We start from the raw sequence: 13,085 nt of genomic DNA on the forward strand, positions 1-13,085 counted from the left end.
CAATGCCTCATACGAAGACGGCGCGCGACACGCTCCTACGCCTCACCCTGATGGGCGGCGAGGCGCGCGTGCTGCTGTGCGATACGACGAACATGACCCAGCAGGCGCGCGACATTCACCACGCGAGCAACGTCTGCACCGCGGCGATGGGCCGCATGCTCAGCGCCGCGGCGATGATGGGCGCGCAGCTCAAGGACGAGGGCGACGCCATCACCGCGACGATCAACGGCGGCGGCCCGGCGGGCGCGCTGGTGGCCTCGGCGCGCCCGGGCGGCGCGGTCAAGGTGACGATCGACCACCCCGAGGTGGAGCTGCCGCTGAAGGCGAACGGCAAGCTCGACGTGGGCGGCGCGCTGGGCAGCGACGGGCGGCTCACGGTGATGCGCTCGCTGGGCTTTGGCGAGCCCTACGTGGGCCAGGTGAACCTGGTGAGCGGCGAGGTCGCGGAGGACTTCGCGATGTACTACACCGCCTCGGAGCAGACGCCCTCGCTGTGCGCGCTGGGCACGCTAGTGGGGCAGGAGGTCTGCGCCAGCGGCGGGGTGCTGGTGCAGGCGATGCCGGGCTGCTCGGAGGAGCTGCTGCAAAAGCTGGAGGTGCGCGCCGAGCTCTACGGGGCGATCAGCTCCGCGCTTTGCGACATGCCGCTGCAGGAGCTCGCGGAGGGCTACTTCCGCGGGCTTGAGCCGAAGCTGCTGGAGGAAACGCCCCTCACGCTCCGCTGCGATTGCAGCCGCGCGCGCATCGAGCAGGTGCTGCTCAGCATGGGCGAGGGGGAGCTGCGCTCCCTCATCGAGGAGCAGGGGGGCGCGGAGGTCTCGTGCCACTTCTGCCGCTCGCAGTACCGCTTTGACGCGGGCGAGCTGGAAGCGCTCATCGAGGAAGGCCGCCGACGCGGATAGAAGCGCCCGGAACATGGAGGTATCATGAACGAACAAATGGAAAACGTCGTCGCATTCGAGCGCACCGGGACGTACCTGCGCCGCAAGGCGGCGGAAAACCGCCGCGAGGGCCGGTACGCGGACGCGCTGACGCTTTTATACCTCGCCCGGGGGAAGACGGACTTCGACGCCTCGCTGGAGATGGAGATCGCGGAGATCATGAACGAGATGGGCTGCTGCGAGGAGTCCAACCAGATTCTCCTGCGCCTGCTTCAGCGCGGCGAGATGAAGGGCGAGTGCCTGTACGCCATCGCGAGCAACTACCTGAACCTGCAGGACCCGGAGCGCGCGCGCCACATGGCGCTGATGTGCCTTGCGGAGGAACCGGAGGGCGAGTTCTCCCTGGACGCGCAGGACGTGATCGATGCGGCGGAGGAAATGCTCGAACAGACGGACGCGAAGAGCGAGCACAGCGAGCAGCTTCTGCGGCGCGGCCTGCGCGCCCTGGAGCAGGGGCAGGCGGAGCGCGCGCAGCGGCTGCTCCAGCGCGCGGTGAAGACCGGCGGGGGCGCGGAGGCGCTGACCGTGCTCTCCTTCTGCCACCTGATGCAGGAGGACACGCGCCGGGCGCTGAGCGCCGCAGTTCGGGCGCACGCGGCCGCCCCGCACGACATCCGCACCCAATGCGCGCTCGCGTGCGCGCGGTTCGCGAGCGGCGATCGCAAGGAAGCCGTGAAGATCCTTCAGCAGGCGGAGCGGGAGCACCCCGAGCCGCCGGAGCTGATGCTCCTTTGCCAGAGCGCGTGCGACATGGGGCTGGACGCCATGGCCTACCGCCAGCTCCGCGCGCTTTCGACCTTCCAGCCCTACGCGCCGCGCGTGCAGCTCATGCTTTCGGTGGCGGCGCTGAACCTGGGCCACGTGCGCGAGGCCGCGCGGGCGCTGGGGCACCTGTGCCGCCTCTTCCCGCAGAACCCGGTGTACGACGCGTACTTCCGCATCGCGCGCGAGCGGCTCGAGCGGGGCGACGAGCAGCCCCCCGCGAAGGAGTCGGAGCGCCTGCCCTACAGCGGCCAGCCGCCGCAGGGCGTGTCGCTCGGCTGGCTGGTCGATCTGGGCACCCAGCTCGTGACCGGCGCGGAGGAGCTGCGCGCGCGCATCGAGACGGACGACAGCTTTTACCGCGTGCTGGAATGGCTGCTGCACGTGCAGCTTCCGGGCACGGACGTGTGGCAGACCGTGCTGCGCTCGCTCAGCCGGGTGCAGAGCGGGCGCGTGAAGGGGCTGCTGTGCGACATGCTGACCGACGCCTCCCTCGCGGACGAGGTCAAGCGCGAGGCGATGACCGCCCTGGGCGTGCTGGGCGAGCGCGGCCCGCTGTACGCGGACATCGACGGGCGGATGGTGCGCATGACCGTGCGCACGGGCGTGAGCCAGCGCCCGCTGTCGCAGAGCTACGAGCGGGTGCTGCAGGCGGTCGTGGAGCGGCTGACGCCGATATACGGCGACGTGGGCGAGCAGGTGGCGGACATCTGGACCGCCTTCGTGCAGCGCGAGGGGCCGCAGGGCGCGATGCGCCGGCCCGACGCCTGGATGGCGGCGCTGGAATACGTCTATCACCAGAAATGCGGGCGCCAGGTGTCCGCGGCGCGCGTGGGCCGGATGCGGCACGTGCCGCCCCGAATGATCAAGCGGTATGCCCAGCGCATCCTGCCAAAGGCGGACGAGGAGGATTCTGAAAGATGAAATGCGTAAATTTTGACGAGGCATTTGAACGGTACGCCAAGGCGTGGATGCGGGATAACCAGGAGAAGTTCGGCGGCAACATCGAGCAGATGGAGGCGCAGATGCCGGACGTGTACCTGCGCTTCATCAACCAGAAGGCCGACTGGCTGGACGGCGAGACCCCGGCGCTGTACTTCACGCACTTCGACGACGCGGACCTGCTGGTCCGCTGGATGATCGAATACTTCACGAGCAAGGTGCCCGTGCCCGATCAGCTGCTCGAGCGCATCGTGGAGCTGGGGAAGCCCGCGGAGGAGCGGCTGCTTGCGCTGCTCACCGACGAGACGGCCCCCTACGACGCGGTGCTCACCGCCATCACGCTGCTGCGCGAGCTGTGCTCCACAGCGCCCATGCAGCGCTACATCGAGCTGATCGCCGGCTGCCCCGTGCCGCACGAGCAGGCGGACATGTGCGCCGAATCGCTGCTGGCGATGGGCGACATCGTGGTCGCGCCCATCCTGCAGGTGCTCGACCGCTCCACCCCCGTCGCGCAGGAGGTCTTCCTCGACCTGCTGTGCAACTATCCGGGCGACGAGCGCATCTATCAGCTCGCGCTGCGCAAGTTCAACGAGAACCCCGACCGCCGCGCGCTGTTCGCCTCCTTCCTCGGCAAGATCGGGGACCCGCGCGCCGTTCCGGTGCTCGCCCAGGCCGCGACCGAGCCCGGCACCAATTATCTGGACTTTGTGGAGATCAGCAACGCCGTGGAGGAGCTGGGCGGCGACCCGCTGCCCGAGCGCGACTTCTCCGGCGACCCCTACTTTGAGGCGCTCAAGCAGGCGCGGGATTGAGCCTCCCGCCCGTCCGCCGCGCAAGGTAAAAAAATCCTTCCCTCCCATCGGGAAGGATTTTTCGCATTTGTATCGAAATAATTAAGAATCTGTGACTTCTTTCGGCCACGGTGAAACGATGAAAAGGGGTGAAGCGGCATGCTTTGTCCATTTTGCGGAAAGCGGACGGATTCGCGGCTGGAATCCTGCCAGCATTGCGGCAAAAGCCTTCGCGCGCCGCGCCGCACCAAAAAAAATAGCGCGGACGCGCCCGGGAACGCGGACGCCGTCCGGGGGACAGGCGCTGTCCGTGGGACGGACGCCGTCCGGGGGGCAGACTCTGTCCGGGAGACAGGCCCTGTCCGGGAGGCGCCGCTGCGCGTCTACGAGGATGAGGCCTACCTGCGCCCGCCGCGCCGCGCGGCCTCGCCGGATTCCGTCGGGGAAGCAGACCCTGTCCGGGAGACAGACCCTGCCCGTGGGACGGACGCCGTCCGTGAGGCAGACCCTGCCCGGGGGACAGGCGCTGTTCGGGGGACAGGCTCTGTCCGGGAGGCGCCGCTGCGCGTGTACGGCGACGCGGTAGAGCCGCCGCTGGAGGGACGCCCGGCCGGGCGCTCGCCCAGCGCGCCGCGCCGCAGGGGGGCCAGCGCGCCGCCCGCGCCGGACGGACAGGGCCGCGCCCAACGGGCCTCGCGGGGGGCCAGCACGCCGCCGGGGGCGCCGCCGCGCCGCGGCGGGGGCGGGCGCACCGAGGCCGCGGGCAAGGGCGGACAGCCCGTGCGCGTGCGCCACTCCCCGAGGCGGCAGGCGACGCGCGAGATGGATCACGAGCGGCTGGAGCAGATCGTGAAGCGCGGGCCCGTGCGCAAAAAGCGCGTGAAGTGGGGGCCCATGGTGGGCGGCATTTTGCTGTTCGCGGCGGCGGTAGGCGTGAGCACTACGCTGCTTTTGACGCAGACGGCCTCCGGCCAGCGCCAGCTCGCCGCCTGGGGCTACGACGTGCCGGCCAGCGCCTACATGAGCCTGGGCGGCAGCTATCTGGACACGGGCGAGATCGCGCGGTCGATCGCGGCGTACGAGCGCGCGCGGGAAATCGAGCCGGACAGCGTCGAGGCGGCGCTGGACCTGGCCAGCGTCTACGAGATCGACGGGCGCCAGGAGGACGCCGTCGCCATCTACACCGAGCTGATGGACACCCTCGCCCCCCAGCACGTCGAGGCCTATACGCGGATGATCCGCATCTTCCGCGAGGCGGGCGAGGCCCAGCAGGCGGTGGACCTGATGAAGCGCGCCTACGAGGCGACGGGCAGCGACACGTTCGAGACGATGCGCCAGGAGTACATGCCCAGCGCGCCCGTGGCGACGGCGGCCGTGGCGGATAAGAAGAACGCGAAGGAATTCGAGCTCATCAACAACAAGGCCAACGTGCCCTACGACATCACCCTGAGCGCGGCCGAGGGCACGAAGATCTACTACACGCTGGACGATTCGGACCCCTCGGAGGAAAAGACGCTCTATCAGGAGGGCGAGAAGATCCGCTGCGAGGAGGGGACGACGCACCTGCGCGCCGTGGCGATTTCGGAGACGGGCGTGCCCAGCGACGTGCTCGACGAGACGTATCAGGTCATCATCAAGACGCCGGACGCGCCCAAGGCCAACTACGCGCCGGGCCCCTATCAGCGCGTCATCAGCGTGTCGCTGCGCGCGAGCGAGGACATCGTGGCGATCTACTATACGCTGGACGGCACGTCGCCCACGACCGATTCGCTGCTCTACACCGGGCCCATCACCCTGCCGGTGGGCAAGTCCACGCTCAAGGCGATCGCGCTGTCCGAAACGGGCAAGCAGAGCTACGAGATGACCTCCACCTACGAGATCACCGGCACGCAAAAGCGCGTGTTCAACAAGGACGACACCTTCAAGAACCTGACGCTGATGAAGACCAAGTACGCGGCGTTCAAGAAGACCTACGGCGAGCCGGAGCGCTACGGCGAGATCACGGGCGAGGGCGCCTACGGCCAGGGCCAGAGCTTCGAGGCCGCGTACGCGGACAAGACCGCCCGCTTCGTCTCGCTGGAGGAGGGCAAGGACCCGGTGCTCTACTACCTGGAGACGCGCGACAGCTCCATGACCGGCCCGCGCAAGACGAAGGTTTCCAGCGAGGAGATGACCGTGCTGAACGCCTTCCGCGACAAGGGCGGCATGCCGGTGAACGACCGGGGCGACCGGCTGCTCTACAACATCGACAGCAAGGGCGAGGAGATCGGCACCTACCGCGTGCAGGACGACGGCAGCGCCAGGGCGCAGTACTTCTACCCCGCGGGCGAAAACGTGTACGTGGAGCTCACCTACACGATCCGGGACGGCGCGGTCGAAAGCATCCTCTGGCAGCGCTACCTGGGCGTGACGGAGTAAGCAGGGCGCCTGGCCCGATACGACAAAAGGGACCGCCGCAGAACATTGCGGCGGTCCTTTTTTCGTCGGTGGGGGCGGCGTGAATCGCTCAGCAGGGGAGAATGCCCTCGTCCGGCATCTCCGTGATCGGCAGCGTGCGCGAGCGGATGCAGGGCGTGCTGACGTGATAGGAGGCCGCGCGGGGAAAGCCCAGCTCGTAGGGCGAGGGCCCGACATAGCTGCTTTCCCGCCCCTGCACGTGGATGCCCTCCCCGTCGATGCGCACGATGGCGAACAGCGCGTCCCAATAGGGGGCGCAGCCCTTCAGGTGCGGGTACAGGCGGCTGATCGTCTCGCTGTAGCGCACGCAGTCGTATTCGTGGCCGATCCAGATGTTGGAGATGCTGTTGACGCTCAGGAAGGGGACGCCCGCGCGCGCGCAGACGCCGTCCACATGGTTGTGCCCGTTCAGCGCGAGGATGACGCGGCGGCGGCCGCGGTTCGCCCTGCGCACGATCTCCCATACGGCGGGGCCGTCGTGCGCGTTGAGCAGCTCGTCGCCCAGCGGCGCGTGCGAGAGCAGCACGCAGGGATAGGGGGAGGAGAGCAGCTGCTCTTCCAGCCATGCGCGCTGCGCGGGCCCCAGCCAGCTGGTCTCCCGCGTTCTGAAGCGGCTGTAGTTGCAGTGGTCAAAGTCCACATACCGGCCGTCCTCCAGGATGTAATTGGTGTCCAGCGCGATAAAGCGGACGCCCCCCGCGTCGAACGTATAGTGGGGCGCGGGCAGGCCCAGGTAGCGGCAGGCCGTCTCCTTCGAGCAGGCGTCCATGTCGTGATTGCCCAGCACGCCGAAAAGCGGCAGCCCGCTTTCCTGGATCATGCGCCGGATCTCCCGCTTTTCGTCGTCCCGCTCGCACTGGAACCAGCCCGCGCGGCGCGCGGCGCTCTGGGGTGCGAACGACCGGAGGAAGTCCGCCTCCGGGTACATGATGTCGCCCAGGTGCAGCAGAAAGTCCGCCTTTTCCTCCCTGGCCCGCCGCAGCAGCACCTGCATGCGGGGCACGGCGTCCGGCATGATGTCCACGTGCAGGTCGGAAAATACCGCAAATGTGACGTTGCCTGTAAACATAAGCCCTCCCTTAGCCCTTGACGGCGCCGATCATGACGCCCTGAACGAAGTACTTTTGCAGGAACGGATAGAGCACCACGATGGGCAGGATGGAGACGATGATCGCGGCGTATTTGAGCTGGTGCACCGCCATGTCGCGGTCCAGCCCCTCCTTCATGTCGCCCGCCATTTCGTCGGTCGCTTGAATCAGCACGCGCCGCAGGTAGATCTGCAGGGGCTGCAGCTTGGTGTCCGACAGGTAGAGCACGGCGCTGAAATAGCTGTTCCAGTGGCCGACCGCGTAAAAGAGGATGAGCACCGCGATGATGGGCATGGAAAGGGGAAGCACGATGTCGCGCAGGATGCGCGCCTCGCCCGCGCCGTCCAGCTTGGCCGACTCCAAAAGGCTCTCCGGAATGCCCTCGAAGAACGTTCGGCAGACGATGAGGTTCCAGGTGGAGATCGCGGCGGGCAGGACGATGGCCCAGCGCGTGTTGTAGAGGCCGAGACGGCTGACGACGATGAACGTGGGGATCATGCCGCCGGAGAAGAACATGGTGAACGTGATGAGCAGCATCACAGGCCGGCGCAGGAAAAAGCCGCGCCGCGCCAGCGGGTAGGCGAGCGTCAGCGTCAGCGCGACGTTGAGCAGCGTGCCGACCCCGGTGTACCAGAACGTATTGCCGTAGGCCGTCAGAAACGAGGAATTCTCAAAGACCATCTTGTAGGCGCCGAGGTTGATCCCCCAGGGAATCAGGAAGATCTCCTCGCGCAGCGCCTTCATGGGGTCCGCGAGGGACATCGCCGTCACGTGCAGAAAGGGCGTCAGCGTGATGGCGACGACCACCACGCCGACCGCGTAGACGAGCAGGTCGCCCAACCGCGAGCCCAGCGGGCGCCTGGGAACGCCGCGTACAGGCCTTTTCCTCACCATAGGCTCACCTCCCCCAGGCGGCGGCTGATCGCGTTGACCGTGAGCAGCAGGATCAGGTTGATGACGTTGTTGAACAGGCCGACCGCCGCGCCGAAGCTGTACTGCCCGCCCTGAATGCCGCGCCGGTAGACGTAGGTGGAAATCACGTCCGCCTTGTCGTAGATGGCGGGGCTGTACATCAGGATGATCTTTTCGTAGCCCACGTTCATCATGCGGCCGAGCTGCATGATGAGCAGGATGACGATGGTGGGCATGATGCAGGGCAGCGACACGTGCACCACCTGCTGAAAGCGGTTGGCGCCGTCGATGCGGGCGGCCTCGTACAGGCCGGGATCGACCGACGTGAGCGCGGCGAGATAGATGATGGAGTTCCAGCCGAAGCTCTGCCATACGTCCGAGCCGATGTAGAGCGGGCGGAACCAGGCGGAGCTGCTCATGAAGTCGATGGGCTTGCCCCCGTATGCCTTGATGAGCGTGTTCACGACGCCGCCGTTGGGGGAGAGCACGCTCGTCAGGATGCCGACGACGACGACCGTGGAGATGAAGTGAGGCAGGTAGGAGAGGGTCTGCACGACGCGCTTGAACATGGGTCTGCGCATCTCGTGCAGGAAGAGCGCGAAGATGATGGGAATCGGAAAGCCCCACAGCAGGTTCAGCACGCTGATGGCGAGCGTGTTGCCGAGCAGCCGCCAGAAGAAGTAGGAATTGAAGAATTCGCTGAACCACTTGAGCCCCACGAAGTCGCTGCCGAGGATGGACTTGGACAGGTTGAAGTCCGTGAACGCCATCCAGACGCCGTACATGGGAACGTAGTGGAACACGATGTAGTAGACGAGGCCGGGCAGCATCAGCAGCGCGAGCGCGTAATCGCGGCGCAGCTTCGCCCAAAAGCCCGCGCCCGCCCGCTTGGGCCGTACGGTGATCGGATGAGCCACAGGCGTCCCTCCAGGAATCAGAATAGTGCGGAGGAGCGGTACGCCCCTCCGCGCAATGATCGATAAAGTAACGACTTTCCAGAGGGGATGCATGAAGGGGAGGCTTCCCCTTCATGTGGAATCGTATCGACCGGCTTTGCCGGTCGGGCGGGGCGTTTTCTGTAGGAAAATCCGAAGGATTTTTCGGAAGAAAACATCTCCCGTAACTTTCGTGCAAAATGAGCATTCATTTTGCACGAGGCCATCGACTGGGTCGATGGCCAGTGCGGAGGAGCGGTACGCCCCTCCGCGCAGCCGGGTTACTTGCCCATGTAGCGGTCGTACTGCTCCTGCTTGATTCTGAGCACCTCGTCCGCGCCCATCGCTTCGAGCGTGGCCACAAATTCGTCGAACTTGTCCAGCGGCGCCTGGCCCATGATGAACTTCTGAATCATCTCGTTTTGGTAGGTGTTCAGGTCGGCGGTGAGCGAGGTGAGCCTCTCGCTTTCCTCGGGCGTGGCGATCACGGCCGGGTAGGCGTCCACGATGGTCGGCAGGATGGCCTGCACGTCGCTGAGCACGTAGTCCTCCACCATCATCTCAAAGAATTCCTTCGTGCGGTTGGTGAACTGCGTGGCGTAGGCGCCGTCCTTGCGCAGGGCGTTGTAGATCGCCAGGCCGTCCGGGTTGTTGGCGACGAGGTCCGTCCATACGCGCTGGGTGTGGTCCTCGTTCCAGTTCCAGTGCACACCCTCGATGCCGTAGTGCATCAGGTCGCGCCCTTCGGGGTTCGCGTAGCAGTAGTCGATCCACTTGATGGCCAGCACCGGGTCCTGGCAGTCCTTGGAGATCGCGTAGCGGAAGCCCGTGAGCGTGCGGCCGACCTGCCGACCGGGGTTGCCGTCCTGGTCGAGCGGCGTGGGGATGCACATGTAGTACGCGTCCTCTGCACCGGAGGCCTGCGCGGACTTTTGCAGCGTAGTGCTGGAGTCGGCGTAGTAGCCCGTGGAGCCCAGCAGGTTCTGCGCGGCCATCGCCGTCAGCTTGGTGCCGTCCACGGAGAAGGCGGTGTCGATCAGGCCCTCCTCGTAGAGCTTGTTCAGGAACGTGAGGTATTCCTTGAATTCCGGCAGGCGGTACTGGTCCACGACCTTGCCGTTTTCGTCGGGGTAGTACTGCACGGTGACGGGCGCGGTCAGCCCGAAGCCCGTCGCGAGATAGGCATAGGCGTTTTCGACGCTGGATACGTTGCCCTGGGTGCTCATCGGCACCTCGTCCGCGAGGCCGTTGCCGTTGGGGTCCTGCTCCTTAAAGGCCTTGAGCACGGTGTACCAATCGTCCAGGGTGGTAGGCACGTCGAGCCCCAGGTTGTCCAGCCAGTCCTTGCGGAGCGTCAGGCAGAACGGCGCGACGAAATTCATGCCGTAAAAGTTCTGCGGGATGGCGTAAATGTGCCCGTCGTAGCCGGTCATGGTGCGCCCGAGCTCCGGCACGTCCTCAAAGAACAGCTTCTTGATGTTGGGGGCGTACTGGTCGATCAGCTCGTCCAGCGGCTGAATCAGCCCGGCCTTGGCGTAGCGCATGATGTCCGCGCCGTTGTAATTGGGCAGCTGGATGATGTCCGACAGCTTTGAGCCGGACGCGAGCCGGATTTCCATCGTCTCATTAAAGGAATTGAGTTCCACGACGTCCCAGTCGATCGAGACGCCGGTGAGCTTTTCCAGCTCCTGATAGACGGGCAGGTTGTCCGCATAGCTGGAGCCCGCGTAGTAGTTCTCTTGAAGCGTAAAGCTCAGGTGCGCCCCGTCGGGGGCGAGGGGCAGCGTGTAGTCCTCGGCCGCCAGCGCGGCGCAGGGGATCAGCATGCACAGGGTGAGAAGCAGACTCAGAAACTTTTTTGCCACGTGATGTACCTCCTCGTGTTGAGCGTCGTTTTGAGGGCGCCGGATCGGCATCCGCCCCGGGCAAGCGCGCTTTGCGCCAGGGCAGAAAAACAGGCCCCCATCCGGTTCGTTGTCCCCATCATAAGACGAACTCGCCAGAAACGGAAGCCGCTATTTTTTGCATTTGCATTCATTTGTTGACAAATGTGGAGATGTTATGTGCAAAATGCACAAACGAAAAATTTGCGCGCTTGGGATTCACGAGCCCTTGTATTGCGTTGGCGTGATGCCCTCATATTTTTTGAAGAGACGCCGGAGCGTCACGTCGCTGTCGAAGCCCACGCTGGCGGCGAGCTGGCGGATGGAAAGGGTGTCCTGGCGCAGGTATTCCTTGGCCAGCTCGATGCGCCTGCGGTTGATGATGTCCAGATAGCCCACGCCGGTTTTCTTCTTGATGAACCGGCTGAGCGAGGAGGCGTTCATGCCGAAATGGGCGGCGACGCCCCCGAGGCTGAGCTGTGAATCGCTCAAGTGCTCGTCCAGGTAGGATAGGATGTCCGCCAGCACGGCCTCGCCCTGCTCGTCGCGCTGGGCGGTCTGCGCCGCGGCGCAGGCGCGGGCCGTGCGGCGCAGGTGGCCGCTCCAGACGTCGAGCGGCGAATCGGGAGGAAGCGGCGCGAAGGCGACGCCGGATTCCCGGCATTCGCGGGCGAGCGTCATCTCCAGATTGCTTAAAAAGCGCTCCATCGCCATCGCGGAGGGGTGCTGCTCCAGGTTGCTCGCGAGCAGGGCGTCCATCTCCGATTCGGCGGCGGCCGCGTCGCCCGCGCGCAGCATGTTGACCAGCCTCACCTCCGCTTCCAGCGGATAATAATAGGAGGCGTCGCGCTTTGAGACGTCCGCGTAGAAGAGGATGCCGTCCTCCTGGGGCTGCATGGAACGGTAGTTGAGGGCGTGCAGCGCGTGCGCGTAGGCGTTCGGGACGTCGGACAGCGCGCCGCAGGCGTCGCTCAGCGCCAGGCAAAAGCCGGGCGGGCCCGCGAGCGCGCGCAGGCCGGCCGGGGCGTCGTGGTTGAGCAGCAGGAGGCTGCGGCCCTCGTGCTCGATCGGGTAAGCGGTGACGCGAAGGTCATGGCAGGCGCCTATCAGACAGGCGAGCGCCTGCGGGTCGGGGGGAAAGAGGATGCCCACGCTGTAATAGGGGTGCGGCAGCGGCATGGCGAGGGTGGCGAAGAGCTTTTCGCGCGCGCTGCCGTCGAGCGTGCCGTCCAGCAGGCGCGCGAGCGCCGCGTAGCGCAGCAGGTCCTGCTGCGCCTCGACGCTGCGGCGCAGCTCGTCCTCCTTTTCCATGATTTCCAGCAAGGACTGCTCCACGCTCTTCAGGTCGCCGGTGGTGGGATGCGGCGCGTCCAGCGTGCCCTGGCGAAAGAGGGCGGAGAAGATGCCGGCGAGCGGGCGGTAATTGACGGTCGCGACCAGCACCGCCACGCCGGAGCCCAGGCAGGCCATGAGCGCGAGCAGGGCGAAGAGCATGCCGCGCAGCGAATCGGCCGACGCGTAAAGCTCGCGGGCGTCGATGCTAAGGGCGAGCGATCCGCCGATCCCCCCGACGGGAGCCGCGAGGCTGACGCGCGCCCCGCCCGCGGCCGCCCCCTGCACCAGCGGCGTATCCCCCTGCGGGAGGGCGAGCGTCAGCGTGAGCGTCCCGTAATCGGCGAGCGGCTGCAGGCAGCGCCGGACGCCCGCGTCGGAGATGAAGTAGATCATCGCGAAGAGCGGCGTCTCGCCGTAGGGCGGCGGGGCGACGCGCAGGTAGAGCATGCCGGCGCGCTGCTGGCCGAACGTCTCCATCGTGATGTCGGGCAGGAGGCTGGCGGGGCTGTAGTCCGGCCCCCAGAGCGCCTGCCAGCCGGCCTCGTCCATGCCGGCGACCGCGAACTCGTTTTCGATCAGCATGTCCAGGTCGTAGCTGCCCCGCTGGGTCAGGCAAAAGTTCTTCCCCGGGAAGCACAGGGCTACGTCGTCGAACATGTCCGTCGTCACGAGCGCGAGCTTGAGCTGATAGGCGAAGTTGGCGTATTCGGCGGCGCTGTAGCGCGTGAAGAGTTGGCTCCTGTCCTGCATGTACATGAGGCCCCTGACGAGCGCGTCGCCCTGCATCTGGTTGGCGTAGCTGTCCATGGAGGAGAACATCGCTTCCATGCGTTCAGACGCGTTTTCCAGCCGCGTCTCGAGCAGCCGGCTGGCGGCGTCGCGCGCGCTGTGCGCAATCCACAGCGAGCCGGGAATGCCCAGCGCGAGCACGGGAACCAGATAGATCAGCAGGAAGGCTGCGGTCAGGCGCGCGCGCAGGGAAAAATGCTTCATCGTCAGGGCTCCTTGTCACAATCGATCGTCCGGGGGAAGAAAAAAG

The 13,085-nt window shown here is 66.2% G+C and carries 9 protein-coding genes; 4 read left to right on the plus strand and 5 right to left on the minus strand.

The genetic code is table 11. The annotated features are described in order from the left end of the window. The first annotated feature begins 2 nt into the window (after positions 1-2). The 4 genes from hslO to C1725_RS04240 all read left to right on the plus strand — a co-directional run bounded on the left by hslO (position 3) and on the right by C1725_RS04240 (position 5,854). Complete coding sequence (hslO, locus tag C1725_RS04225; RefSeq protein ID WP_102410425.1) at positions 3-902, plus strand: Hsp33 family molecular chaperone HslO; 900 nt, start codon at positions 3-5, stop codon at positions 900-902. 24 nt (positions 903-926) lie between these two features. Then, positions 927-2,627, plus strand: coding sequence for a tetratricopeptide repeat protein (locus C1725_RS04230; protein WP_102410426.1), 1,701 nt, complete (start codon positions 927-929; stop codon positions 2,625-2,627). Then, positions 2,624-3,457: a HEAT repeat domain-containing protein gene (locus tag C1725_RS04235; protein ID WP_102410427.1), complete on the plus strand. Its 834-nt coding sequence runs from the start codon at positions 2,624-2,626 to the stop codon at positions 3,455-3,457. Before C1725_RS04230 ends, C1725_RS04235 begins: the two co-directional genes overlap by 4 nt. 138 nt (positions 3,458-3,595) lie before the next feature. Continuing rightward, the gene (locus C1725_RS04240) at positions 3,596-5,854 is read left to right on the plus strand and encodes a chitobiase/beta-hexosaminidase C-terminal domain-containing protein (protein WP_146009139.1); all 2,259 of its coding nucleotides are present in this window, start codon (positions 3,596-3,598) and stop codon (positions 5,852-5,854) included. Between the two features lie 88 nt (positions 5,855-5,942). Here C1725_RS04240 and C1725_RS04245 read toward each other — a convergent pair whose 3' ends face one another. The 5 genes from C1725_RS04245 to C1725_RS19175 form a co-directional block, all read right to left on the minus strand. After that, positions 5,943-6,962 carry a metallophosphoesterase gene (locus C1725_RS04245; RefSeq protein WP_102410429.1) on the minus strand — a complete coding sequence of 340 codons (1,020 nt, stop codon included), beginning with the start codon at positions 6,960-6,962 and terminating at the stop codon, positions 5,943-5,945. A 10-nt stretch (positions 6,963-6,972) separates the two neighbouring features. Beyond that, entirely contained in the window at positions 6,973-7,875 is a 903-nt protein-coding gene (locus tag C1725_RS04250; RefSeq protein ID WP_102410430.1) for an ABC transporter permease subunit, read from the minus strand. Beyond that, on the minus strand, positions 7,869-8,810 hold the full coding sequence (locus C1725_RS04255; RefSeq protein ID WP_346026331.1) for an ABC transporter permease: 942 nt from the start codon (positions 8,808-8,810) through the stop codon (positions 7,869-7,871). Before C1725_RS04255 ends, C1725_RS04250 begins: the two co-directional genes overlap by 7 nt. Before the next feature lie 299 nt (positions 8,811-9,109). Beyond that, positions 9,110-10,693, minus strand: a complete 1,584-nt coding sequence (locus C1725_RS04260) for an extracellular solute-binding protein (protein ID WP_346026332.1) — start codon at positions 10,691-10,693, stop codon at positions 9,110-9,112. 237 nt (positions 10,694-10,930) lie between these two features. Then, a complete protein-coding gene (locus C1725_RS19175) occupies positions 10,931-13,039 on the minus strand; it encodes a helix-turn-helix domain-containing protein (protein WP_102410433.1) in 2,109 nt (702 codons plus the stop codon). Positions 13,040-13,085: the final 46 nt, after the last annotated feature.

The sequence above is a fragment of the Beduinella massiliensis genome (assembly GCF_900199405.1).
Classification (GTDB): domain Bacteria; phylum Bacillota; class Clostridia; order Christensenellales; family Aristaeellaceae; genus Beduinella; species Beduinella massiliensis.

Bases quoted from the DNA above. Each gene is read 5' to 3' on its own strand.
- hslO (WP_102410425.1), top strand. From the start codon at position 3: ATGCCTCATACGAAGACGGCGCGCGACACGCTCCTACGCCTCACCCTG.
- C1725_RS04230 (WP_102410426.1), top strand. From the start codon at position 927: ATGAACGAACAAATGGAAAACGTCGTCGCATTCGAGCGCACCGGGACG.
- C1725_RS04235 (WP_102410427.1), top strand. From the start codon at position 2,624: ATGAAATGCGTAAATTTTGACGAGGCATTTGAACGGTACGCCAAGGCG.
- C1725_RS04240 (WP_146009139.1), top strand. From the start codon at position 3,596: ATGCTTTGTCCATTTTGCGGAAAGCGGACGGATTCGCGGCTGGAATCC.
- C1725_RS04245 (WP_102410429.1), bottom strand. From the start codon at position 6,962: ATGTTTACAGGCAACGTCACATTTGCGGTATTTTCCGACCTGCACGTG.
- C1725_RS04250 (WP_102410430.1), bottom strand. From the start codon at position 7,875: ATGGTGAGGAAAAGGCCTGTACGCGGCGTTCCCAGGCGCCCGCTGGGC.
- C1725_RS19175 (WP_102410433.1), bottom strand. From the start codon at position 13,039: ATGAAGCATTTTTCCCTGCGCGCGCGCCTGACCGCAGCCTTCCTGCTG.